Origin of the sequence: Pedobacter sp. (assembly GCF_041662865.1) — a bacterium.
Lineage (GTDB): Bacteria > Bacteroidota > Bacteroidia > Sphingobacteriales > Sphingobacteriaceae > Pedobacter.
The window spans coordinates 32,909-55,106 of record NZ_JBAZRL010000017.1; the positions used below are offsets into that span (position 1 = coordinate 32,909).

General features: G+C 33.9%; 27 protein-coding genes. 6 read left to right on the forward strand and 21 right to left on the reverse strand.

The window, feature by feature from the left end:
* Position 1: 1 nt before the first annotated feature.
* Complete coding sequence (gene polA / locus WC622_RS07920; RefSeq protein WP_372818929.1) at positions 2-2,812, reverse strand: DNA polymerase I; 2,811 nt, start codon at positions 2,810-2,812, stop codon at positions 2-4.
* Between the two features lie 139 nt (positions 2,813-2,951).
* On the opposite strand from polA, the gene WC622_RS07925 reads away from it, so the two are divergent.
* On the forward strand, positions 2,952-3,617 hold the full coding sequence (locus WC622_RS07925; RefSeq protein ID WP_372818931.1) for a hypothetical protein: 666 nt from the start codon (positions 2,952-2,954) through the stop codon (positions 3,615-3,617).
* A 95-nt stretch (positions 3,618-3,712) separates the two neighbouring features.
* Here the strand turns inward: WC622_RS07925 and WC622_RS07930 are convergent, their stop codons facing one another.
* Both WC622_RS07930 and WC622_RS07935 read right to left on the reverse strand, forming a co-directional pair.
* Positions 3,713-4,276: a DNA-3-methyladenine glycosylase I gene (locus tag WC622_RS07930; RefSeq protein ID WP_372818933.1), complete on the reverse strand. Its 564-nt coding sequence runs from the start codon at positions 4,274-4,276 to the stop codon at positions 3,713-3,715.
* A gap of 9 nt (positions 4,277-4,285) precedes the next feature.
* Positions 4,286-4,633: a carboxymuconolactone decarboxylase family protein gene (locus tag WC622_RS07935; protein WP_372818935.1), complete on the reverse strand. Its 348-nt coding sequence runs from the start codon at positions 4,631-4,633 to the stop codon at positions 4,286-4,288.
* 48 nt (positions 4,634-4,681) lie between these two features.
* Here WC622_RS07935 and WC622_RS07940 point away from each other — a divergent pair, with 48 nt between their 5' ends.
* Positions 4,682-5,032: a hypothetical protein gene (locus tag WC622_RS07940; protein WP_372818936.1), complete on the forward strand. Its 351-nt coding sequence runs from the start codon at positions 4,682-4,684 to the stop codon at positions 5,030-5,032.
* On the opposite strand, the gene WC622_RS07945 is transcribed toward WC622_RS07940, so the two are convergent.
* On the reverse strand, positions 5,029-5,358 hold the full coding sequence (locus tag WC622_RS07945; RefSeq protein ID WP_372818938.1) for an MGMT family protein: 330 nt from the start codon (positions 5,356-5,358) through the stop codon (positions 5,029-5,031). The two genes, WC622_RS07940 and WC622_RS07945, sit on opposite strands and share 4 nt — an antisense overlap.
* Positions 5,358-6,008: a tRNA (guanosine(46)-N7)-methyltransferase TrmB gene (gene trmB / locus WC622_RS07950; RefSeq protein ID WP_372818940.1), complete on the reverse strand. Its 651-nt coding sequence runs from the start codon at positions 6,006-6,008 to the stop codon at positions 5,358-5,360. The genes WC622_RS07945 and trmB overlap by 1 nt, the downstream gene beginning before the upstream one ends.
* A 237-nt stretch (positions 6,009-6,245) precedes the next feature.
* On the opposite strand from trmB, the gene WC622_RS07955 reads away from it, so the two are divergent.
* A complete protein-coding gene (locus WC622_RS07955; protein WP_372818942.1) occupies positions 6,246-7,178 on the forward strand; it encodes a hydrogen peroxide-inducible genes activator in 933 nt (310 codons plus the stop codon).
* On the opposite strand, the gene WC622_RS07960 is transcribed toward WC622_RS07955, so the two are convergent.
* From WC622_RS07960 to WC622_RS07975, 4 genes are all read right to left on the reverse strand, one after another.
* Positions 7,175-7,609, reverse strand: a complete 435-nt coding sequence (locus WC622_RS07960) for a hypothetical protein (protein WP_372818944.1) — start codon at positions 7,607-7,609, stop codon at positions 7,175-7,177. The genes WC622_RS07955 and WC622_RS07960 overlap by 4 nt on opposite strands.
* Positions 7,610-7,697: 88 nt before the next feature.
* On the reverse strand, positions 7,698-8,306 hold the full coding sequence (locus WC622_RS07965; protein ID WP_372818946.1) for a superoxide dismutase: 609 nt from the start codon (positions 8,304-8,306) through the stop codon (positions 7,698-7,700).
* A 76-nt stretch (positions 8,307-8,382) separates the two neighbouring features.
* Positions 8,383-8,862 (reverse strand): nucleoside deaminase, encoded by a 480-nt coding sequence (locus WC622_RS07970; protein WP_372818948.1) that lies wholly within the window; start codon positions 8,860-8,862, stop codon positions 8,383-8,385.
* 1 nt (position 8,863) lies between these two features.
* Entirely contained in the window at positions 8,864-9,199 is a 336-nt protein-coding gene (locus WC622_RS07975) for a tRNA-binding protein (RefSeq protein ID WP_372818950.1), read from the reverse strand.
* A gap of 128 nt (positions 9,200-9,327) precedes the next feature.
* Between WC622_RS07975 and WC622_RS07980 the strand changes: the two genes are divergently transcribed.
* Complete coding sequence (locus WC622_RS07980) at positions 9,328-10,515, forward strand: class I SAM-dependent rRNA methyltransferase (protein ID WP_372818952.1); 1,188 nt, start codon at positions 9,328-9,330, stop codon at positions 10,513-10,515.
* A gap of 10 nt (positions 10,516-10,525) precedes the next feature.
* On the opposite strand, the gene WC622_RS07985 is transcribed toward WC622_RS07980, so the two are convergent.
* The 9 genes from WC622_RS07985 to WC622_RS08025 all read right to left on the reverse strand — a co-directional run bounded on the left by WC622_RS07985 (position 10,526) and on the right by WC622_RS08025 (position 18,100).
* The gene (locus WC622_RS07985) at positions 10,526-10,777 is read right to left on the reverse strand and encodes a DUF6814 family protein (RefSeq protein WP_372818953.1); all 252 of its coding nucleotides are present in this window, start codon (positions 10,775-10,777) and stop codon (positions 10,526-10,528) included.
* Between the two features lie 4 nt (positions 10,778-10,781).
* Positions 10,782-12,308, reverse strand: a complete 1,527-nt coding sequence (locus WC622_RS07990) for an MFS transporter (RefSeq protein ID WP_372818955.1) — start codon at positions 12,306-12,308, stop codon at positions 10,782-10,784.
* Between the two features lie 103 nt (positions 12,309-12,411).
* A complete protein-coding gene (locus WC622_RS07995; protein WP_372818957.1) occupies positions 12,412-13,173 on the reverse strand; it encodes an SDR family NAD(P)-dependent oxidoreductase in 762 nt (253 codons plus the stop codon).
* A 45-nt stretch (positions 13,174-13,218) separates the two neighbouring features.
* Positions 13,219-13,617, reverse strand: a complete 399-nt coding sequence (locus WC622_RS08000; RefSeq protein ID WP_372818959.1) for a helix-turn-helix domain-containing protein — start codon at positions 13,615-13,617, stop codon at positions 13,219-13,221.
* Positions 13,618-13,640: 23 nt separating this feature from the next.
* Positions 13,641-14,696 carry a nucleoid-associated protein gene (locus WC622_RS08005; RefSeq protein WP_372818960.1) on the reverse strand — a complete coding sequence of 352 codons (1,056 nt, stop codon included), beginning with the start codon at positions 14,694-14,696 and terminating at the stop codon, positions 13,641-13,643.
* Between the two features lie 134 nt (positions 14,697-14,830).
* Positions 14,831-15,619, reverse strand: coding sequence for a TerC family protein (locus tag WC622_RS08010; protein ID WP_372818962.1), 789 nt, complete (start codon positions 15,617-15,619; stop codon positions 14,831-14,833).
* 80 nt (positions 15,620-15,699) lie between these two features.
* Complete coding sequence (locus WC622_RS08015; protein ID WP_372818964.1) at positions 15,700-17,025, reverse strand: hypothetical protein; 1,326 nt, start codon at positions 17,023-17,025, stop codon at positions 15,700-15,702.
* Positions 17,022-17,552, reverse strand: a complete 531-nt coding sequence (locus tag WC622_RS08020) for a hypothetical protein (protein ID WP_372818966.1) — start codon at positions 17,550-17,552, stop codon at positions 17,022-17,024. Before WC622_RS08020 ends, WC622_RS08015 begins: the two co-directional genes overlap by 4 nt.
* Positions 17,549-18,100, reverse strand: coding sequence for an RNA polymerase sigma factor (locus tag WC622_RS08025; protein WP_372818968.1), 552 nt, complete (start codon positions 18,098-18,100; stop codon positions 17,549-17,551). The genes WC622_RS08020 and WC622_RS08025 overlap by 4 nt, the downstream gene beginning before the upstream one ends.
* Before the next feature lie 263 nt (positions 18,101-18,363).
* On the opposite strand from WC622_RS08025, the gene WC622_RS08030 reads away from it, so the two are divergent.
* Positions 18,364-19,113, forward strand: coding sequence for a hypothetical protein (locus WC622_RS08030; RefSeq protein ID WP_372818969.1), 750 nt, complete (start codon positions 18,364-18,366; stop codon positions 19,111-19,113).
* Between the two features lie 114 nt (positions 19,114-19,227).
* Entirely contained in the window at positions 19,228-20,973 is a 1,746-nt protein-coding gene (aspS, locus tag WC622_RS08035) for an aspartate--tRNA ligase (protein ID WP_372818971.1), read from the forward strand.
* Between the two features lie 113 nt (positions 20,974-21,086).
* Here aspS and WC622_RS08040 read toward each other — a convergent pair whose 3' ends face one another.
* The 3 genes from WC622_RS08040 to WC622_RS08050 are packed head-to-tail and all read right to left on the reverse strand — an operon-like array spanning position 21,087 to position 22,182.
* On the reverse strand, positions 21,087-21,527 hold the full coding sequence (locus tag WC622_RS08040; RefSeq protein WP_372818973.1) for a hypothetical protein: 441 nt from the start codon (positions 21,525-21,527) through the stop codon (positions 21,087-21,089).
* Complete coding sequence (locus tag WC622_RS08045) at positions 21,511-21,894, reverse strand: phage holin family protein (protein ID WP_372818975.1); 384 nt, start codon at positions 21,892-21,894, stop codon at positions 21,511-21,513. Before WC622_RS08045 ends, WC622_RS08040 begins: the two co-directional genes overlap by 17 nt.
* A 21-nt stretch (positions 21,895-21,915) precedes the next feature.
* Entirely contained in the window at positions 21,916-22,182 is a 267-nt protein-coding gene (locus WC622_RS08050) for a YtxH domain-containing protein (RefSeq protein WP_372818977.1), read from the reverse strand.
* Positions 22,183-22,198: the final 16 nt, after the last annotated feature.

Below are 22,198 nucleotides of genomic sequence, written 5' to 3' on the forward strand. Positions count from 1 at the left end.
TTTAATGTGCAGCCAACCAATTATGGCCTTCACCTATTTCAATTTCTATGGGTACTTGTGTTTTAATTGCGGTTTTCATTCGATGTGTAATGATGGCTTTCATTTTCTCAACTTCCGTTTTCAACACATCAAAAACTAGCTCATCATGCACCTGCATGGTCATTTTAGAGCCCAATTTTTGGTCCTGCATGTCCTTATGAATATTAATCATTGCAATTTTAATTAAATCTGCTGCCGAACCTTGTATGGGTGCATTAATCGCATTTCGCTCTGCATAACCCCTAACGGTTTGATTGGCCGAATTAATATCTCTTAAATACCTTCTTCTGCCCATTATGGTTTCTACAAATCCGTTTTCACGAGCAAAATTCATGGTATCGCTCATATATCTTTTAATGCCCGGATATTGCGTAAAATATTGTTCAATTATTTCTGCGGCTTCTTTACGCGGAATGTTTAGATTTTGTGATAACCCAAATGCTGATTGACCATAAATGATTCCAAAGTTTACCGCTTTTGCATTTCTACGTTGGGTTGAATCTACTTCATCAATAGTGATTCCATAAACTTTAGCTGCGGTTGCAGTATGAATATCTATGCCTTTGCTAAATGCATCAAGCATGTTTTCTTCCTTGCTAATCTCTGCAATAATGCGCAATTCAATTTGCGAATAATCGGCAGATAGCAAAATATGGTCTTCATCTCTTGCAATAAAAGCTTTGCGTACTTCTCGTCCTCGCTCTGTGCGGATAGGAATATTTTGCAAGTTCGGGTTGTTAGAACTTAATCTCCCGGTTGCAGCAACTGCCTGATTATATGACGTATGCACTCGGCCAGTTTTAGGGTTTACCATTAAAGGCAAAGCATCAACATAGGTTGATTTTAGTTTTTGAAGCTGACGGAAATCTAAAATATTTTGAACGATATCATTTTTACTCGCCAAATAAGTTAACACGTCTTCTCCTGTTTGATACTGACCTGTCTTGGTTTTTTTAGCTTTCGGATCTAGTTTTAAATGGTCAAATAATACTTCACCTAACTGTTTTGGAGATGCCAAATTAAACTTCAGTCCTGCTTTTTCATATACGCTCTGTTCTGCTTTTGAAATTTCTGTTTGCAATTCAATTGAATAGGCATTTAATGTTTCAATATCTATTTTAACACCTTCCTTTTCAATATCTGCCAACACATATACCAATGGGTTTTCTATTTCTTCTGCCAATTTTGTTGCATTTCTATCCTTTAGCATTGGTTCGAAAATAGTTGACAATTGCAAAGTTACATCTGCATCTTCTGCTGCGTAATCTACCACGTTTTCTATAGGAACATCACGCATATTTCCTTGTGTCTTACCTTTAGCGCCAATTAAAGTAGTGATGGAAATCGGTGTATAGCCCAAATAATTTTCAGACAAAACATCCATGTTATGACGCGTATCTGGATCAATTAAATAATGAGCCAACATCGTATCGAATAATTTCCCTTTTACGTGAACATCGTACCATTTTAGCACCAACATATCGTATTTGATATTTTGTCCAATCTTGCCAATGTTTTCATTTTCTAACACTACTCTAAACTCATCGAGTATGCTTTGTGTTATTGCCCTATCTTCTGGCAATGGAATATAATAACCTTCGCCAGCTTTTATGGAAAATGATAAGCCCACCAAATCTGCCAAATTAGCATCAGTTCCTGTAGTTTCAGTATCAAAAGATATACTAGGTTGTTTCAATAAAATGTCAATTAATTCTTTTCGATTCTCAGGATTATCGATTAAAAAATATTGATGTGGAGTATTATCGATGTTTTTAGCATCAATTGGTGTATCAAATAATGATGGCTGTTCTACAAAATCTTTGCGCTTTGTTTCAGCAACATCATTACCAAATAAATCTTTTTGTTGGCTTATGTTTTTTGCATCGTTTATACTGAACTCTTCACCAAAAACTCGTCTGCCAATTGTTCTAAATTCCAATTCGGCAAATAAAGGTTCTAGTAGTTCTCTACTTGGTTCCTCGACCAATAGTTTCTCTTCATCAAATTCTACTGGTACATTTAAAATTATAGTAGCTAGTTTTTTAGAAACCAACCCTTGTTCCGCAAAATTCTCTACATTTTCCCTTTGTTTTCCTTTTAGTTCATGGCTATTTGCAATAATATTTTCCATGCTACCGTATTGCTTAATTAACAATTTCGCAGTTTTTTCCCCAATACCTGGAATGCCTGGAATGTTGTCTACTGCATCGCCCCAAAGACCTAAAATATCTATAACTTGAAGTACATTTTCAATTTCCCATTTAGTCAAAATCTCTTTTACACCTAAAATTTCCATTTCATTACCCATCCGAGCAGGTTTATAAATGAAAATATTTTCAGAAACGAGTTGTGCAAAATCTTTATCTGGTGTCATACAGTACACCTGAAAGCCTTGTTTTTCGGCTTGTTTTGCCATGGTTCCAATAATATCATCGGCCTCAAAACCATCCTTAGTAATTACAGGAATATTAAATCCTTCAATCAGTTTAAAAATATAGGGTAATGCTTTCGATAAATCTTCAGGCATTGCTTCGCGATGTGCTTTATACGCCACAAAATCCGTATGTCTTTCGGTTGGTGCTTCTGTATCAAAAACTACAGCAATATGAGAAGGCTTTTCTTTCTTCAATACCTCCATTAGTGTATTTGCAAAGCCCATAACAGCCGATGTATTTACACCGCTTGACGTAAAACGAGGATTTTTACTCAATGCAAAATGCGCTCTGTAAATTAGCGCCATCCCATCTAAAAGGAAAAGTTTTTTATTATCCATGATAGTGTAAAGTTAATAATAGCCACCAAATTTGATAATGGTATTTAGATTTTATTTTTCTTTATTATCTTTATTCTCTGCTTGTTATTCTTTACAAGGATGATGCAACAAGACTTGAAAATTAACGTTATTTGTGCGTATGAAAGCATTTAAATTTTTGTTCTTATTTCTCCTGTTTAGCGCTAGATTATTTGCACAGGATGCTGTTTTAATTAGCGAAGGAAATTTTGTTCGTGGTGTAATAAAAGGAACAAATTTTAGCTCCGTTGCTATTATGCAAGACGATCAAACGATTGTCGAATACCAAGCAAAGGACATTCAATCTTTTGTGTGGAATGGCGAAACTTACGCGAGCAAGCCAATCGTTATGAAGAAGAAAATGGAGTTTCGCTTTTTTAAAGTGATTGAAACTGGTACAGTAAATTTATATTCATACGGCGATAAAGGAGTGGTTGCACAAGCACCACAGCCTAAAGTAAAAGTTAGACCAACATTTGGAGTTGGAATTGGTAGTGGAGGTTTTGGTGGTGGAATTGGTGGCGGTATAACTATTGGTGGCGGTGGCCGAAGGAATGACGATCAAGGAAGTGCTGGTCCAAAAGGAAAAATTAGTTATTTTTTAGAAAAACCAGGAACTGGACCAATGCAGGAAGTTAATTTGGATAATAATAATGCGGTAAAAACCATATTGTTACAAAAACTTACCAATGATGAAGATTTAGCTGAAAGTATAAAAGCAACTGAAAGTTTTGATGCAAAAAATTTGACAGCCTACATTAAAGCTTACAATTCGGGGAAGAAATAAATTTGATTAAAGAGCAAAGAACAAGGATTAAAGACTAGTACATAGTTAGAATTCATGATTTTTGCATCCAATCTTTATTCTTTGTCCCTTAGCCTTTATCTAGCGACGCATCCAATTTCGTGGTCGTTTACCATTCCTGTAGCCTGCATAAAAGCATAACAGATAGTTGTCCCGAAAAATTTGAAACCTCTTTTTTTCATGTCTTTTGCAATAGCATCAGAAATTTCAGTGCTTACCGGAATGCCTCCGTTTTTAAAATCATTAATAATTGGTTTTTTATTAGGTAAGTATGTCCAAATATAATCGGCAAAAGAGCCAAATTCTTGCTGAATTTCAATAAACAACTGTGCATTTTTTATACTCGAATTAATTTTTAATCGGTTACGAATAATTCCTTCATCCTGCATTAATCGCTCTGCATCAATTTCTGTAAAAGCCGCAACTTTCTGCACATCAAAATTGGCAAATGCTTTTCTATAACCTTCTCTGCGTCGTAAAATGGTAATCCAACTTAGCCCAGCTTGCGCACCTTCTAAAATCAAAAATTCAAATAATATTTTATCATCAAAAACAGGTTTTCCCCATTCATTATCATGATATCTAATGTAAAGTTCGTCTGTACCACACCAACGACAACGTTTAAGAGAATTCTGTGTCATAATTTTTTATTAAGGGTTTGAATTTAGTTCATCCCAATACTCTACTGCTCTTCTATAATGAGGAATAACGATTGAGCCACCCACCAAATTTGCAATCATAAATACTTCATTCATTTCTTCACTGTTAATCCCTTCATTATAGCATTTTTCCAAATGATATTTAATGCAATCATCGCAACGCAAAACCATTGAAGCTACTAAACCTAACATCTCTTTAGTTTTTACATTTAAAGCGCCCTCGGCATAACTTGTGGTATCTAAAGCAAAAAATCGTTTAATGTTTGTATTGGACGTCTCCATAATTCTATCGTTCATTTTTGTACGATAGCTGTTAAATTCTTCTATTAATTTTCCCATATTGAATACTATTTTTTGTAATTTCAAAAACCTAACCTCAAATCACTCATGAAGATCATCACTCCTAAAATTCACGTCATTTTAGATTATGTTGTTGCATTGTTTTTAATTATCGCACCAAATATAGTCGGTTTATCAACTACTGCAGCAACTTTTTCGATGGTACTTGGTGGCATTCATTTTTTGCTAACACTAATTACCATTTTTAGAGGTGGAGTCGTAAAACTGGTCTCTTTCCCTATCCATGGATTTATTGAACTTGTAGTAAGCTTCACCTTAGCTGTTCTCGCTCTTACTGTTTTCAGCAAAAATATGACAGATCATTTTTATTATGCTGGTTTAGCTGTAGCTATATTTATTGTATTTATTTTAACCGACTACAAAGCAAAAACTAGTTAAATTATTTCATCTAGAGGATTCCAAAATACTTTTTTGAAATCCTTTATTTTATCATTTTCAACTTTTACACCTTCTTGTTCTAACAATTGTTGCATTAATTCTGGTGGCGAAAAATGAAATTTTCCAGTCAGCAATCCGCTGCTATTAACTACTCGGTGTGCGGGAACTTTTGGTTGGGCAATCCCTGCATTACTCATCGCATAACCAACCATGCGAGCCGAACCGCCAGCACCTAAAGCTTTGGCAATTGCACCATAAGAAGTAACTCTTCCTTTAGGAACTAAACGAGCAATCTCAAACACTTGTTCATAAAATGATGCTTCCATTAGCTGAACGAAAATTGAATATAATTAATGTTTTTATCGTGCTTTAAATAAATCCTTTCGTAATGCGTTTTTATAGATAAAACTTCGTCTGCAAACTCTGATTGATATAAATGAGCAGTATTTTTATGTGTAATGAGATTTAATTCCGCTACTTTTTCGCAGGTATAGGCATACAAACCATCGTTATCTGTTTTTAAATTTATTTTGCCGCCTGGTCTTAATAAAATTTTGTACTTATCTAAAAACCCTGGAAAAGTTAAGCGCTTTTTCTCTCTGCTTTCTTGCGGTTGTGGATCTGCGAACGTAATCCAGATTTCATCTATTTCTCCTGGTGCAAAATATTCCAAGATATCTTCAATTTGAATACGTAAAAAAGCCAAATTTTGAATGCCTTCATCTACACCAGTTCTAGCTCCACGCCAAATTCTATTCCCCTTTAAATCTACCCCAACAAAATTCTTTTCAGGAAAAAGTTTTGCTAAGTTTACTGCATATTCTCCCTTTCCACAAGCCAACTCCAAAACAACCGGGTTATCATTCTTAAAATGATCTGAAGCCCATTTTCCTTGCATTACCTTACCTAAATGCAATTGATATACATTTGGAAAGGTATCAATCTCTGCAAATTTCCTTAATTTATCTTTACCCACGTTTAAAATTCTTAAAACACAAAAGTAAGATTTAATTAGCAATAGTAATCGGTTCAATTGCTTTATTACTTCATTGTAATAGTGTGAGTATACGTTCGCATCTAGTTACAGTAAATTAATTTAGTAATTAATTTAGTAATTAATTTAGTAATTAATTTAGTAATTAATTTAGTAATTAATTTTTCTATATTATCGTCAAAATTTATATATTTATAATTAATAATCAATTTTAACTATATGACTTTAGTTCAACTAGAATATATTGTAGCTGTAGATACCTACCGCAGTTTTGTCAGCGCTGCTGATAAATGCTTTGTAACGCAACCTACATTAAGCATGCAAGTGCAAAAACTGGAAGAATTTTTAAATGTTAAAATATTCGATAGAAGCAAACAGCCTGTTATTCCTACGGAAATTGGTGCGCAAATTATTGCTCAAGCACGTATCGTTTTACAAGAAAACAAAAAAATAAAAGAAATTATAAGTAGTCAACAACAAGATGTTATTGGCGAATTAAAAATTGGCATTATTCCAACTATTGCGCCTTACTTATTACCAGAAGTAATTGCATCGATGTTAGAGAAATACCCAGATTTAAAATTATTAATTTGGGAATACACCACTGAAGATATTATTCATCATTTAAAAACTGGCGTGATTGATTGCGGCATTTTAGCAACGCCTTTGGTTGATGCGCACATTAGCGAAATGCCTTTATATTATGAAAATTTTGTTAGTTACATTAGCAAAAATAGTAAGCTCTATAAAAAGAAAACTATCGACGCCGATGATTTGGAAGATGAAAATATATGGCTTTTAAATGAAGGGCATTGCATGCGTTCCCAAGTATTGAACATTTGTCGTTCTACAAAAAACAATCGTTTACAATCATTAACCTATAATACTGGAAGTGTTGAAACGCTAATTAGAATGGTTGATGTAAATGATGGCGCAACGTTATTACCAGAATTAGCATTAGGCGATTTAAGCGCCAAACAACTTAACAAGGTGCGTTATTTTAAATCACCAGAGCCTGTGCGTGAAATTAGCTTGGTTACACACAAAAACTTCATTAAAAAAAGGATGTTAAATGCTTTACGTGAAGAGATATTAGCAATTATCCCTAAAACCATGAAAAATCACAAAAAGAAAGACGTAATTGGAATTTAATTATTACCTGATTTAAGGCCTTCAATTCCCACTACTTTTTCCTCTTCTTCACCCTTTTTCTTCTTCTTTTTCTTAGTTGGATCTACTCCGCTTAAACGTTCTTCTATCAATTTATTAAACTCGATTATTTGCTCGGGTTTTAAAACTGCTTTAATGTTTGCGTTGGTTTCGTTTTGTAGTTTGTATATTTTGGTTTCGTCTTCATCCTTATATGTACCAGCTTGTTGCTTTTTAAACAGTAACAATTGTTCTTTATACATATTAAAAACGTAATTATAAGCTATGCTTTTTTGCGTTGGACTTAATGTTAAGCGCTTTTCCAATTCATCCACATTTTTTTTCGCCAATTCTTCGGCTGTTGGTGTTTTCTGAGCTCGGCTAGAAAAAAATGTGCCAATCACCAACATCATCATTACAATCAATTTTTTCATAGTTCAAATTTAAGAAATAATAGCTAAAAAAAATAAGGCTTGCTGATTTTGACATCAACAAGCCTTAAAAATTCTTTTATAGGTACATCTATACTGCTTTTTTATAACGTTCAGCTACTGCATCCCAGTTTACCACGTTCCAAATTGCAGCCAAATAAGTTGGGCGCATATTTTGATATTTCAAATAATAAGCGTGCTCCCAAACATCAATACCAAAAATTGGCGTACCTTTTACTTCAGCAATATCCATTAATGGATTATCTTGGTTAGGAGTTGAAGAAATAACTAATTTTTTATCTGCACCTACTGAAAGCCAAGCCCAACCAGAACCAAAACGAGTTGCGCCAGCATCCTGAATTTTAGTTTTAAAATCAGCGAAAGAACCAAATGCATCATTAATCGCTTTAGCTAAATCGCCAGTTGGCTCACCACCTTTATTTGGACCTAAAACTGTCCAGAATAGAGAGTGATTATAATGACCACCGCCATTATTACGGACAGCCATAGGAAATTTTGAAATATTTTTAATGATATCTTCAATGCTTGAATTAGCTTCAGGCTTACCTTCTAAAGCTTTATTTAGGTTAGTAACGTAAGCTTGGTGATGTTTACCATGGTGAATTTCCATAGTTAATTTATCAATATGCGGTTCTAATGCGTCTGTTGCGTATGCTAACGCAGGTAATTCAAAAGCCATAATATATATTATTTAAGTTTAAAAATGTTAATGTACAAATATAACTCACAAAGGTTAAGTTTTATTCAATTGTTTGTCAACTTTCTTTGCGTTTTTGTTGAAAAAATATGCTCATTAAAGTGCCACATTCTTGGGCCAAAACACCACCTTTTAATAACGTTTTGGGGTGTAAAAGGTTTTGGTTAATCTTGGTAAAACCTCGTTTATCTTCGTATGCCCCAAAAACAATTCTACTAATTTGTGTCCAATAGCTGGCTCCTGCGCACATTACACAAGGTTCAATTGTTACATATAAGGTGCAATCCTTTAAATACTTACCCCCCAATGTTTGTGCGGCAGCAGTAAAAGCTTGCATTTCTGCATGTGCAGTAACATCATTTAATTGTTCCGTTAAATTATGTCCGCGTCCAATAATTTTACCTTGGCAAACTACTAGTGCTCCTATCGGGATTTCATCCTTATCAAAGGCCTTTTTTGCTTCGTTTAAAGCTAAACGCATAAAATGCTCATCGGCTAATTCTGGATTTTGGTTTTCTTCGAAATTATAGAAACTCATGTTAAATTAGTTTACTTCCGTTCGGCACTTTTTTATCAAGCGAAGTTAATACAATATCGCCATTGGCATCTGCGAAACCAGTTACTAAAAACTCGCTCATAAATTTACCAATCTGCTTTTTAGGGAAGTTGATTACTCCGATAATTTGTTTACCTACTAGCTCGTCTTTTGTATAATGTTTGGTTATTTGCGCACTACTCATTCTAATTCCAAATTCGCCAAAATCTACTTTTACTTTATATGCAGGTTTTCGCGCTTCTGGGTAGTCAGAGACTTCAAGTACAGTTCCCGCCCGTAGTTCTACTTTCTCAAAATCGCTCCAGGTTATTTCTTCCATTTGGTAAAAATACTATTAAACCGTAAAGGCACGAAGTGAACAAAGCACTTATTTAGTCCAACTTTTACAATTAAGTTAAGTCCTATAACTCACAACTCGTAACTCACAACTTTTCTTAACTTTGCACCATGGTAGAAATCAAGCTAAAAAAAGGGAAAGAAAAAGCAGTTTTACAACGCCATCCGTGGGTGTTTTCTGGGGCATTAGAAAAAATCAAAGGAACTCCAGAAAATGGAGATGTTGTTAAAGTTTGCAGTGCGAATAATGATTTTTTAGCATATGGTTATTACAACGATCAATCTCGGGTTGCGGTTCGTTTGTTAGAATGGGATGAAAATCAAGTTATAGATGAAGTTTGGTACGGACAAAAAATTAATACGGCGATAGAATCGAGAGCACATCTCTTAAAAAATAAAGACACAAATGCATATCGTTTAATTTTTAGCGAAGCTGATTTTTTGCCCGGTTTAATTGTCGATAAATATGCAGATTTTCTTTCTGTACAAATTTTAAGCACAGGTATAGAAAAGGCAAAGCCGATGATTATTGATGTTTTAGTAAAAGCTTTACAACCCAAAGGGATTTTCGATCGTAGTGATGCAACCGCTCGTACTCATGAAGGAATTACAGCAGAAAATGGTTTGCTTTGGGGTGAAGCCCCCGCAGCTTTTATCGCGGTTAAGGAAAACGGAATTACCTACCATATTAATATCGCCGAAGGACAAAAATCTGGTTTTTATTGCGACCAACGTGATAATCGTTTATTATTAGCCGAATATGCCGATGGAAAAAATGTGCTAGATTGTTTTAGTTACAGTGGTGGTTTTAGCTTAAATGCGTTTAAACATGGCGCAAAAAAAGTAACGAGTGTAGATAGTTCTGCCTTAGCGATTGAAACGTTGAAACAGAATATTGAATTAAATAAATTTAATTCGAAAAATCATACGGCTATACAGGCGGATGTAAATAAACAGCTGCGAGCTTTTAAAGAAGAAGGGAAGAAATTTGATATAGTAATTTTAGACCCACCTAAATATGCCCCATCTCGTTCTGCGTTAGATAGAGCTGCTCGTGCTTACAAGGATCTTAATCGTTTGGGTTTATTGTTATTAGAAAGTGGTGGCTTATTGGCTACTTTTTCTTGTTCTGGCGCCGTAGATATTGAGACTTTTAAACAAATTATTGCTTGGGCCGCATTAGATGCAGGCAAAGAAGTACAAGTGATTAAACAATTCTCACAACCTGAAGATCATCCTGTGCGTTTATCTTTCCCAGAGGGAGAATATTTAAAAGGATTATTGGTTAGGGTCTTATAAAAGGAAGTACTTATAATTCTTCTGAACTTTCTGGCAATTTATCATATTCTCCTGCTAAGGCATATTTACCAAAAATAACCAAGCCAATTGCTATTGGAATAAAGATTAACAAGATAATTCCCCATTGCAGTGCGGTGTTCGTTTGTGCTATTCCTGCTTCAGCTTTGCTTACTTTATCCCAAGCTTGGCAAGCCATAAAAATCATTGCTGCTGGACCTAAAATAATCCAAAAAACGCCTAATATTTTCTTAATTGATTTCATATACTTAATCGTTAACGTTTTCGTCTCTTTTGTTTGATAAATAAACTGCTCCAATTATAAAACTTAATGCAGCAATCCCGATAGGATACCATAAACCAGAAAGTGGTGTTGAACCTGCAAAACTGGCAATTAATGTGGCTATAAATGGTACTAATCCTCCAAAAACTCCATTCCCAACATGGTAAGGCAAGGACATCGAGGTATATCTAATTTTTGTAGGAAACAATTCTACCAAAAATGCAGCAATTGGGCCGTAAACCATTGTAACCAATAAAATTTGGAAGAATACTAGACCAACAAAAAGCCAAAAAGTTGATGTTGGTAATACTTTGTCTTTAACTAGGGCTGCATGACCAATCATTTTGCTTGAATCTGCATATACCGTATCTATTGAAACAGCATTAAATGATGCGCCATTTGCCAAATTCATTTTTGAACTCGTCGTAATTAAACTATCTCCTTTATCATGTAACGCCACTCTTGTAATTATTGGTGCATCTTCTTTTACCATCGGAGAAGTATTCCAAGTAGTAACATCGCTCTTATCTAAAAAGATCTGATAAATCGGTCGATAAAAAATAATACCCAACAACATTCCTGTCAACATAATCCATTTGCGACCAACTTTATCGCTCCAAGTACCAAATACAACAAAAAACGGCGTTGCAAAAGCAATACCCCAGAGTAAAATATATCGTGAATCGTTAAAATCTATTTTACAGGTATTTTCTATAAAGGATTGTGCGTAAAACTGACCTGTATACCAAATAACACCTTGTCCCATTGTTGCCCCAAATAAGGCTAACAATACCATTTTAAAGTTTCCCTTTTTATTAAAACTTTCTTTTAACGGATTTTTAGAGATATTTCCTTCTGTTTTAAGTTTAGTAAACATTGGCGATTCGTGCATCTTCAAACGGATGTAAATTGAAACACCAACCAATAAAATTGAGAGTAAAAATGGGATTCTCCAGCCCCAATCTGCAAATGCTTCGGCACCAATTAAGTTTTTAGAAAGCACTATAATTCCTAAAGAAAGGAATAAACCTAAAGTTGCGGTAGTTTGAATCCAACTGGTAAAAAATCCACGTTTACCTTTAGGCGCATGTTCTGCCACGTAAGTTGCAGCACCACCATACTCGCCGCCTAATGCTAAACCTTGCACTAACCGTAAAATTAAAACTAAAATTGGTGCAGCATAGCCGATACTTGAGTAAGATGGGATAAGTCCGATTAAAAAAGTAGACCCGCCCATTAATACGAGCGTTAATAAAAATGTATATTTTCTACCAATTAAATCGCCCAAACGGCCAAAAACTAATGCGCCAAATGGACGAACAATAAAACCTGCTGCAAAAATTGCAAGTGTATTAATTAAGGCTGAAGCTCCTGCATCTGCAGGAAAAAGTTGGGCGCCAATAATACTGGCTAAACTGCCAAAAATGTAAAAATCGTACCATTCAATTAGCGTCCCTAAGGATGATGCGCCGATTACTTTAAAGATGCTATTTGGTTTAACTGTTGAGCTCATACACCTTAAAACTAAGTCTTTAAAAATTAAATTACAAGTACTTGTTAAAAGGAGTAATGAATAAAGATTAAAGGCAGGCCGATTAATCTTTATTCATTGAATTTTATATAAATTGTCCGCCAGACACCTCTAGTCTTTGTGCATTTACCCAACGTCCCTCTTCAGAACATAAGAAAGCAACTACACCACCAATATCATCTGGCAAGCCAACTCTTCCAAGCGCAGTGTTTGAAGCAATTACAGCATTTAATTGTTCGTTGTCGCGAACAACGCCACCGCCAAAATCTGTTTCAATTGCTCCTGGTGCCACAACGTTTGCGGCAATGCCTCTTGACCCTAATTCTTTTGCTAAATATTTGGTGAATATCTCAATCGCACCTTTCATAGCAGCATAAGCACTATATCCTGGTAAGGCAAAGCGAGTTAAACCCGTTGCTAAATTTATTATCCTTCCACCATCTGCGATGATTGGTAAAGATTTTTGAGTTAAAAAGTAAACTCCTTTGAATTGAATGTTATTTAGCAAATCAAAATCTTCTTCAGTAGTTTCTGCAAAGTTTTTATGAATTCCTATTCCTGCATTATTAATTAGAAAATCGAAATTATCTCTTCCCCATTTTTCAGACAAAACCGTTTTTACTTGGGCGATGAAATCATCAAATGATTTTACATTTCCAGCATCGAATTGAAGTGCAATTGCTTTTTGTCCTAAAGCCGCTATCGAAGCAACGACATCATAAGCCTCTGCCTGTTTACTATTGTACGTTAAAATAACATCGATACCTTTTTTGGCCAGTGCCAAAGCCATATTTTTTCCTAGTCCTCGGCTACCGCCAGTTACCAGAGCTATTTTTTGTGTTTGCATATTCTTTGTGTTTAAATTATATACAAATATCTACTTAAATAGTGCTTAAAAAATGGTGCTAGTTTCCGAATCTATAATTTGTTTTCGGTATTGTTTAGGCGTTATGCCTTCGAACGACTTAAAAAACTTAGTAAAGTTTGTGGGTTCATTAAAAGTAAGCTTGTAGCTAATTTCTGCTATTGACATTGGTGTTTCACTCAGCATTTTGCGAGCTTCATCCATTGTTCGTTCTTCTGCAAAATGACATGGCGAATGACCAGTAGTTAATTTAATCGTATTGCTGAAATGTGTTGGATGTATAAATAAAAGAGCCGCAAAATCCTTAATGTGATACATCTTATCAACCTTTCCCGCCATAATTTCTCCCATATGTTTTTCTAACAGCTCAAAAAACTTAGCAGTTATTTCATCTTTACGGGTAAGTATTTTATGGGGGATTGCCATTAAGCTAAAATACTAAAGTAAATCTACTGTTCATCTCTAAAATAAACTTTGTAATAATTCATCGAACGATCATCATCAAAGCCTTTTTCTATTAAATCTTTATTGCCATGAATGTAGATATGGAAGTTCTTATCTAATTTTAAAATGTTTTTATACGTTTTAGCTTGTTTCTTAACCGCGGCATCAGAAATATCAAAGTTATCTGCAATAGGACTATCAAATTCCTCTTCGTAACTTTTCTTGTAGGTTTTAAAAGATTCGATGCCTTCTTTATTAGCGATAACTTCATTTGCAAATTCATCTATATCAAAGGTTTCTTTTTCCTTAAAATATTTCATTGATTTATTCAACAAATCGATTTTATCTGTTCTAGAAATTTCAAAATTTTCATCTAGTTTTTCGGTTACAAAACTTTTATACACACCCAAAACATTCTGTGTCTGACTATAATTGTCGTTTCGAACTTTAAGTTTTAAGAATTCGTCTTTCCAATAAACAGCTTCCGCACTGCGATTAGTCTGATCTATTACGGCAACTTTATAGCCTTCTGCTGCATCAGTATTAAATATCAAACAACCTTTATCCAGTTTATTAATATTAATGGCTTCTTGCTCGTATTTTAAGCCAAAGCCACCTTGTTCTGGGTAAACTGTTAAATAACTTTCTTTAGTTTCTGATTTAAAAACACCAATGGCATCATGCAAATCGCCTTCTATTTGTACATTCTCAAAATAGGCAACATATAATTCTCCCGATTTTATTTTTGGGTGATTTGAAATCTCGAATAGATACGTGGCCAGCTTTTTAGTATTATCATGAAAAACTGCTCCATTTGCAAAAATTTCTGCTGCAAAATGATAAACCTCATTTAAATTTAAATCGTTATTTGGATGCATGAAACGATAAATCTCGTTTACCTTTTCATACGGAGATAAAAAATATTGCAACAACAATTGCTTTAACATTTCGTCTTCCAAATGCATAGATTGATCTGAAAGCACATAAAATTCATCTTGGAGTTTATTCCCAATTCTGTGTATAGAAAGTTCTGCTAATGTTGCTTCGGAGAAAGTGATCATGTTTTTGGATTGAGGCGTAAAGAAACGAAGATTTTATTTAAGAGTGTTAAAGGAAAAAGCCACAGATGCCCAGATTTCCTTCGATTACGCTCAGGATGACAATCTGTATATCTGTGGCAATGTTAATTAAATATTTATTTTTCTTTATCGTTTATAGTTGGCTCGTTAAGTTCTACTACTCGATTTTTTTGTTGGCGTTTTCTAAATATCATATTTAAAACTTCTACACCAACTGAGAATGCCATACCGAAATAGATATAGTTTTTAAGATGCATTTCATGTGCCGCAGCAGCATCCCAACCTTCAATAATTAAACTTAAACCAATCATCACTAAAAATGACAGGGCTAACATTTTTAAAGTCGGATGTTTGTGTATAAAACCAGCTATTTTTGGGCTAAATGTAAACATAATGATCATGGCAATCACTACTGCAATAATCATAACTTCTAAGTGTTTTGCAGTTCCACCAGCGGTGATGATACTATCAAATGAGAAAACAGCATCGATCAACATAATTTGAAAGATAGCTGCTCCAAAAGCTAATGGTTTTTTATTTTCTTGATTTGTGCTTGGGTCTTCACCTTCTAGTTTATGGTGAATTTCCATAACCGATTTATACAGTAAAAACAACCCTCCAAATAGCATTACTAAACTTGCTAAATCGAAGCCTTTGCCAAACCAACTTTCTGGAATAATGTAATTGCCTTTTTGTTGTAATAACCAACTTAAGCCGAATAACATTAAACAACGAGAAATAATGCCGGTTATCATCCAAATAAGGCGAGCTCTCTTTTGAGATGCAACATTCACTCGATTTAAAATAATACTTACAAATATTACATTATCGATGCCTAAAACAATTTCTAAAAGGGTCAGGGTAAAAAGCGAAATCCACGCTTCGGGACTGGTGAGTAATTCCATAGTTAAACTTATCTGGCACGAATATAAAAAAAGCCCATTGATTTATATCAACAGGCTTTGGTATTATTTGTTTGGTTTGTTTATTTAAAAGTTACAGCTCCATATTCAGCACTTATTTTAACATCGGCAGTGCCACCATTACCAATTTTGCCGCTATATTTTTTTGTCTCATCATCTGAAGAAACAACTTTAGAAGTTACATCTGGGCCATATTTGAATGAGCCGTATGTTTTGTCGACTTCGAAATTGGCATTATAACCGTTTGCAAAACCTAAATTGATATCTGCATATTCAGATTTGATTGTTAAGATTTTGCAAGCAGGGCTAATATTAGCAATGTTTAAATTGTTATATTCCATATCAAAATATCCATCTCCCTTTAAGCTGCCAATTGTTGCACTAGTATATTGAGCATCTAGTTTTAGTTTACCTACGCTACCAATAGAAATCTTGTTGTATTCTTGTTTAATTGAGGCGTTGCCATTAATTGTAGTTACATTAACGTTAGTATACTGTGCATTTAATTCTAAATTATCTACCGATCCAATAATTAACCCAGTGCCATATTGTTGTTTAATAACAGCGTCTCCTTTTATAGTAGTAATGTTAGCGCCAGCATACTGTACATTTAAGTCTAATGTCCCTACGGTACCAATAGTTAAACCTTTACCATATTGTTGCTTAACTACTGCTTTATTTAACTCTTGTACATTAGCATTTCCATATTGGACAGAAATATAATTATTAGTGCTGCTTAAGTTACCTGCAGTAAAATTTCCGTATTGTACTTTTGCATATAATGCGGCAGACAAATTTCCCATGTTAACATTTCCATACATATTCGAAAGTGTTAGTGCGTTATTTGCGGGCATATATACTATATAATTAACTTTAACTTCTTTGCGCCAAAGAACTTTCCCGTTTCTAATACTCTTTCCCCAATTGCCATTTTTCTCGCCAATGTTTGTTTTATACGAAACTAAATCTCCGGTTTTAGTTGCAGTAATTGAAACATCATCTAATAATCTTTGTGCGTCATTATCGCTTGTACTATAGGCTTTAATGTCTGCATCTACTTTAACTTCATTTCTATCCCAAATTTTAATAACCATCTCTCCGTATTGATTACTTAAATTTATTTTATCGCCTTTGTCCACATTAAATGTTTTCGAAAACGTTTTAGCCTTCATTGGTCCATCAGCTTGATCTTGAACATTTACTGATTGTGTTACATTTACATCAGGATTTATATGAACATTACTATTAACTGCGTATGATCTATTTGATGAAACATTAACAGAAATTGTTGGATTTGGGCTAACATTAACCGTTACTTCTGGTTGTTGCTGAGCGTTTACTTGTATAGCGAGCAACAACAAGCCCGAAATACTTACTAATTTTTTCATATTGTATTCTCCTTTTTATATTGATTGACTTGATTTATAATGGATAACTGTTGGCTTAATACACTCGATTGAATTTCGAGATTTTTCATCATTGCTCGAACAATTATATCTGGATTTGGGCTAGTTTGTAGCTGTTTTTTAAGTTGCTCATAATCGCTGTCTAGTTTGTTCATATCATCAATAAATTTGCGATATAAATCAGGATTTCGTTTGGCGTAAATTTCCAAACTGTCCTTTTTCTCTTCAATTAAACTAGCAAAACGTATTTCCTTTTTTCCAAATGCTGGGTTTACATCCGCAACATCAATTGTTGTGTTTGCCTTATTGTAGTTATAGGTAAAATAAATGCTCAAACTAATTACCAACATAGCGGCAATACTGATCCATCTATATAGTTCAATTTTTTTTTTCGGTTGTTGTTTTTTATCTAACTCTATAGAAATTCGTTGCCATAATTGGTCTGATGGACCTTTTACTTCAAATGCTTTCTTATTGTCTTTTACAAACCCCTCTAATTTATTGTTCATCTTGCTACTCCTTTCATTTCTAATAAACTATTCAACTTTCTTTTTGCCCTCATATATTGCGAGCGTGACGTATTTTCTGTTATTTTTAATATGTGTGCTATTTCCTCGTGATCGTATCCTTCAAACAAATAAAGTGTTAACACTACTCTATAGCCATCTGGCAATTCATTCATTGCAGCTTTTATCGCTTCCACTTTAAGTGTTGTTTCTTCGTAATCGTAGCTAGGTTCGTCGGCTATTTCTACTTCATCAATAGAAACAAATTCTGCTTTGCGCTTTCTCAAATAATTAATACTTCTATTAATTACAATCTGCTTTAACCACAATCCAAATGTTGTTTCCTGTCTAAAATCTGCAATGCGATTAAATGCATCCAAAAATGCTTCCTGCAAAACGTCTTCCGCTTCGGCGTCATCATTCACAATTCTTAGCGCAACATTGTACATCGCATTAGCATACAATTTGTATAGTTCAAATTGTGCTTTACGGCTACCGTTTCGGCAATCATTTACTAGCCCTAGGTGCTTATCTATGTATACAGTTTCCAAATTCTAAACGTTCATATTAATAGACATAACAATTTTAAAAACGTTGCATCAAGGTAGAAAAATTTTTTACAAAAGGCTTGAAAAACGATTTAAGTAGCTTTTTTGAACCATCAGCCCCGATATAGTTTCTGCCATAAAATGGCATCATCCTATCGGATTTATAAACAGAAAGTTTGTGTAATGATATAAAATATGAGCTTAGCTAATAATTCATTAACTTGTGGTTTCAACATCAACAAAATGCATAAAATTTATCAATCTTAATGTTCAAAACCTTAATCTTCCTTCTTTTAATATCAACTAGCACTTTTGCCCAAAATGCTATTCCAATTAAAAATTGGAAGTCTCATTCAATTCCAACAATTAAAGACACATTAGTTGGTTATAATAATGGAAAAGTTTGGTGGAAAGTTTTGGTTAAGAACAATAAGGTTTACGCTTATAATGATTATTCTCATTACAAAAAACAAATTCCTTTTCCAATTTTGAAAACACAATCAGAAAAAACATTAAATATCACAGGAAATAGAGTTGTAATGGAAGTTGATGATGGATATTTAGTAGGTATTGATTATGGTGAATGGGGGGGAGATTTTTTATGGTATTCAAAAGATGGAAAAGTACATAAGCAATTAAAAGGTTACCGCATTATGCAATTTATGATCAGGGATAAAAAAATCTACGCCATCGATGGATACGGAACAATGATTAAAATTGATAGAATTCAAAATGAGTGGAGAACAGAACCGTATATTAAATTTCCATTTGGTCAAAAACCCATTTCAATAGCATTGGATAATCAAAATAATTTTATAGTTATCACAAGCGATTGCCTTTTAAAAATTGACAAAGAAAAAAAAATCACCAAAATAATTGAAAACGGCTTTTGGAGACCGTACTTGTATCCTACATCAATTATTATTGAAGATAATATTGTTTATGCCGGTATGCCAATGGGAATATTTAAATATAATTTAGATATTAAAACGAAAGAATGGTTGATGCCTAAATAATCAACTTTTTAGTCTTTTATCTTAAACAATCAATCTCAATTCGCAATACTCATATCTCCTATCTAAACTTTAAAACAAAATCGGTATTTTTGCGGCTCAAAATTTAATTTAAAGATGTTAAGAACAACAACTTGCGGTGCTTTAACACTGCAAAATTTAGGCGAAAATGTAACACTCTGCGGCTGGATGCAGAATTCTAGAGATTTAGGCGGGATGACTTTTATCGATATCCGCGATCGTTACGGTATAACCCAATTGGTTTTTAACATGAATGATAATGCAGATTTATGTGCTGGCGCTCGTAGCCTTGGTCGTGAGTTTGTAATTAAAGTTAGCGGAACCGTTGTAGAACGTTCAAATAAAAATAAAGAAATCCCAACTGGTGAAGTTGAAATTAAAGTAACCGAACTAGAGATTTTAAATGCCGCAAAATTACCGCCGTTTTTAATTGAAGATAAAACTGATGGTGGTGATGATTTAAGAATGAAATATCGTTATCTAGATTTACGTCGTAATCCAATTAGAAATAATATGATTTTGCGTCATAGAATGGCTCAATCTGTTCGTCGTTATTTAGATGCTTTAGATTTTATCGAGGTAGAAACTCCAGTTTTAATTAAATCTACACCAGAAGGCGCAAGAGATTTTGTGGTGCCAAGTCGTATGAATGGTGGCGAGTTCTATGCTTTGCCTCAATCGCCGCAAACGTTTAAACAGTTGTTAATGGTTTCTGGTTTCGACCGCTATTTTCAGATTGTAAAATGTTTTAGAGACGAAGATTTACGTGCAGATAGACAACCAGAATTTACGCAGATTGACTGCGAAATGTCTTTCATAGAACAAGAAGATATTCTAAATACTTTTGAAGGTTTAATCAGAACTTTATTTAAAGAAGTTCGTAATTACGATTTACCAGAAGTTCCTCGTATGCAATACGCAGATGCGATGAAATTCTACGGTTCTGATAAACCAGATACTCGTTTTGATATGAAATTTATTGAAATGAACGATATTGTTAAAGGAAAAGATTTCCCTGTTTTTGACAATGCAGAGTTAGTTATTGCTATTAACGCTAAAGGTTGTGCACATTATACGCGTAAACAATTAGATGAGTTGACAGACTTTATTAAACGTCCGCAAATTGGTGCAACAGGTTTAATTTACCTTCGTCATAACGAAGATGGTTCATTAAAATCATCAGTTGATAAATTCTACAACGAAGAAGAATTGTCAAAATGGTCGGCAGCTTGTCAAACCGAACCTGGCGATTTAGTTTTAGTAATGGCTGGTGGAACTGATAAAGTTCGCAAACAACTAAGCGAACTTCGTTTAGAAATGGGTTCTCGTTTAGGCTTACGTGATAAAGATAAATTCTCAGCGCTTTGGGTATTGGATTTCCCTTTGTTAGAATGGGATGAAGAAACAGAACGTTTTCATGCTATGCACCATCCATTTACTTCTCCGAAACCAGAAGATATCGCGATGTTAGATACCGATCCTAAAAACGTTCGTGCTAATGCTTACGATATGGTGGTAAATGGAACTGAAATTGGTGGTGGCTCTATTCGTATTCATGACAGAACATTACAAGCATTAATGTTTAAGCATCTAGGATTTAGTACAGAAGAAGCTCAAAAACAATTTGGTTTCTTAATGGATGCTTTTGAATTTGGTGCGCCTCCACATGGTGGTATTGCTTTCGGATTTGATAGATTGTGTTCAATTTTCGCAGGTTTAGATTCTATCAGAGATGTAATCGCATTCCCTAAAAATAATTCGGGTAGAGATGTAATGATTGATAGTCCAAGTACAATTGATGATAAACAACTAAAAGAATTGAAGATAAAAACGGATTTATAAATCTCGTCGCATCATGCAGAAAAATAAAAAAGGTCTTAGCAGTTTTGCTAAGACCTTTTTTATTTGTATGTATTTAGTCCTGTATCCAACTAATGAATTACTGAACAAATGAGCTAATACGTCTCACTATCAGGTGGAATGCCGTAATCTACAAAAGCAGTATCTTTCTTTTTACTTTTTTTATTAAATAGCGATTTCACCATATTAAAAATTCCAGATAAATTTTCAGCATCTAAAGATTTGCCAACTTTCCCAGAAACTAACGCTCCAAGTGCTTTAGTAAGCAAGCCAGAACCTCTAAAGACTGTACTGTTTAACAGCATAGGCAAAGCAATTGACATGATTTTACTGGTGATATGCGTACTTTCATCAATCTTTAAAAGACCGCTTGGTGTAGCAAACTTTTTAATCATATTACCTAAAGAAAATTGCTTTATATAATTTTTAGAATCCTCCTTAAGCATTACGCCCCTATGCTTGTAATCAGCTTTTAACAACTGCACTTGATTATGCAAATCGTCTAAGGTATTTATATTATTATAATTTATCTTCATCGAATTCTTCTTTATCGGCCACTTTATCAAAATATTTCCTGATAAATAGATTTACCAAATGTCTTTCAATGTATTTGTCCTTGGTTATATAAACAATAATAGATAGCAGTAGATAAATGCCAGCAACACAACCAAATCCAGCTGCATAACTACCTAAAACTGTTGATAAATAAAGTGCTAACGTAAATGAAGCAAATAAAAATGCCAATACGAAACAAATAATTACAGCAGCATTAGTAATTAAATCTGCAAATATTTTAGATCCTTTTTCAACTGCCGATAACTTGGTATATTCAATTCTAGTATCTATATACTCCTTAGCATCCAAAAAAATATCCTCAAGATCTTTTTCTTTTTTTTCTTCCATTATCTGTTATTGTTAAATAGCTCAAACGTTCTCTACTTCCGAAGAATATTCATCTTCAACATCACGAAGTTTACTTTTAATAGAACTTACTACTTTGTCTTTTAAACTATTCAGATTGTTAATTTCATCTGCGGCTTTATCTTTAATAGAATCGCCAAAATCTTTTAAAGATTGACTTAATTTATCGCGAGTTTCGCTTCCCTTATCAGGAGCAAACAACAAACCTAATGCCGCACCTGCAGCTAAACCTGCCAATAGACCCACTAATACTTTTGAATTATCATTCATGATCTTTTAATTTAAA

What these genes read in the sequence shown, in the direction of transcription:
- WC622_RS07940 (WP_372818936.1), top strand. Translation starts at nt 4,682, where the DNA reads ATGAAGATCATCACTCCTAAAATTCACGTCATTTTAGATTATGTTGTT.
- WC622_RS07960 (WP_372818944.1), bottom strand. Translation starts at nt 7,609, where the DNA reads ATGAAAAAATTGATTGTAATGATGATGTTGGTGATTGGCACATTTTTT.
- WC622_RS07935 (WP_372818935.1), bottom strand. Translation starts at nt 4,633, where the DNA reads ATGGGAAAATTAATAGAAGAATTTAACAGCTATCGTACAAAAATGAAC.
- WC622_RS07985 (WP_372818953.1), bottom strand. Translation starts at nt 10,777, where the DNA reads ATGAAATCAATTAAGAAAATATTAGGCGTTTTTTGGATTATTTTAGGT.
- WC622_RS08015 (WP_372818964.1), bottom strand. Translation starts at nt 17,025, where the DNA reads ATGAAAAAATTAGTAAGTATTTCGGGCTTGTTGTTGCTCGCTATACAA.
- WC622_RS08050 (WP_372818977.1), bottom strand. Translation starts at nt 22,182, where the DNA reads ATGAATGATAATTCAAAAGTATTAGTGGGTCTATTGGCAGGTTTAGCT.
- aspS (WP_372818971.1), top strand. Translation starts at nt 19,228, where the DNA reads ATGTTAAGAACAACAACTTGCGGTGCTTTAACACTGCAAAATTTAGGC.
- WC622_RS07965 (WP_372818946.1), bottom strand. Translation starts at nt 8,306, where the DNA reads ATGGCTTTTGAATTACCTGCGTTAGCATACGCAACAGACGCATTAGAA.
- WC622_RS07995 (WP_372818957.1), bottom strand. Translation starts at nt 13,173, where the DNA reads ATGCAAACACAAAAAATAGCTCTGGTAACTGGCGGTAGCCGAGGACTA.
- WC622_RS08030 (WP_372818969.1), top strand. Translation starts at nt 18,364, where the DNA reads ATGTTCAAAACCTTAATCTTCCTTCTTTTAATATCAACTAGCACTTTT.
- WC622_RS07970 (WP_372818948.1), bottom strand. Translation starts at nt 8,862, where the DNA reads ATGAGTTTCTATAATTTCGAAGAAAACCAAAATCCAGAATTAGCCGAT.
- WC622_RS08045 (WP_372818975.1), bottom strand. Translation starts at nt 21,894, where the DNA reads ATGGAAGAAAAAAAAGAAAAAGATCTTGAGGATATTTTTTTGGATGCT.
- WC622_RS08005 (WP_372818960.1), bottom strand. Translation starts at nt 14,696, where the DNA reads ATGATCACTTTCTCCGAAGCAACATTAGCAGAACTTTCTATACACAGA.
- WC622_RS07980 (WP_372818952.1), top strand. Translation starts at nt 9,328, where the DNA reads ATGGTAGAAATCAAGCTAAAAAAAGGGAAAGAAAAAGCAGTTTTACAA.
- WC622_RS08010 (WP_372818962.1), bottom strand. Translation starts at nt 15,619, where the DNA reads ATGGAATTACTCACCAGTCCCGAAGCGTGGATTTCGCTTTTTACCCTG.
- WC622_RS07925 (WP_372818931.1), top strand. Translation starts at nt 2,952, where the DNA reads ATGAAAGCATTTAAATTTTTGTTCTTATTTCTCCTGTTTAGCGCTAGA.
- WC622_RS07975 (WP_372818950.1), bottom strand. Translation starts at nt 9,199, where the DNA reads ATGGAAGAAATAACCTGGAGCGATTTTGAGAAAGTAGAACTACGGGCG.
- WC622_RS07990 (WP_372818955.1), bottom strand. Translation starts at nt 12,308, where the DNA reads ATGAGCTCAACAGTTAAACCAAATAGCATCTTTAAAGTAATCGGCGCA.
- WC622_RS08040 (WP_372818973.1), bottom strand. Translation starts at nt 21,527, where the DNA reads ATGAAGATAAATTATAATAATATAAATACCTTAGACGATTTGCATAAT.
- WC622_RS07930 (WP_372818933.1), bottom strand. Translation starts at nt 4,276, where the DNA reads ATGACACAGAATTCTCTTAAACGTTGTCGTTGGTGTGGTACAGACGAA.
- WC622_RS07945 (WP_372818938.1), bottom strand. Translation starts at nt 5,358, where the DNA reads ATGGAAGCATCATTTTATGAACAAGTGTTTGAGATTGCTCGTTTAGTT.
- WC622_RS08020 (WP_372818966.1), bottom strand. Translation starts at nt 17,552, where the DNA reads ATGAACAATAAATTAGAGGGGTTTGTAAAAGACAATAAGAAAGCATTT.
- WC622_RS08000 (WP_372818959.1), bottom strand. Translation starts at nt 13,617, where the DNA reads ATGGCAATCCCCCATAAAATACTTACCCGTAAAGATGAAATAACTGCT.
- WC622_RS07955 (WP_372818942.1), top strand. Translation starts at nt 6,246, where the DNA reads ATGACTTTAGTTCAACTAGAATATATTGTAGCTGTAGATACCTACCGC.
- polA (WP_372818929.1), bottom strand. Translation starts at nt 2,812, where the DNA reads ATGGATAATAAAAAACTTTTCCTTTTAGATGGGATGGCGCTAATTTAC.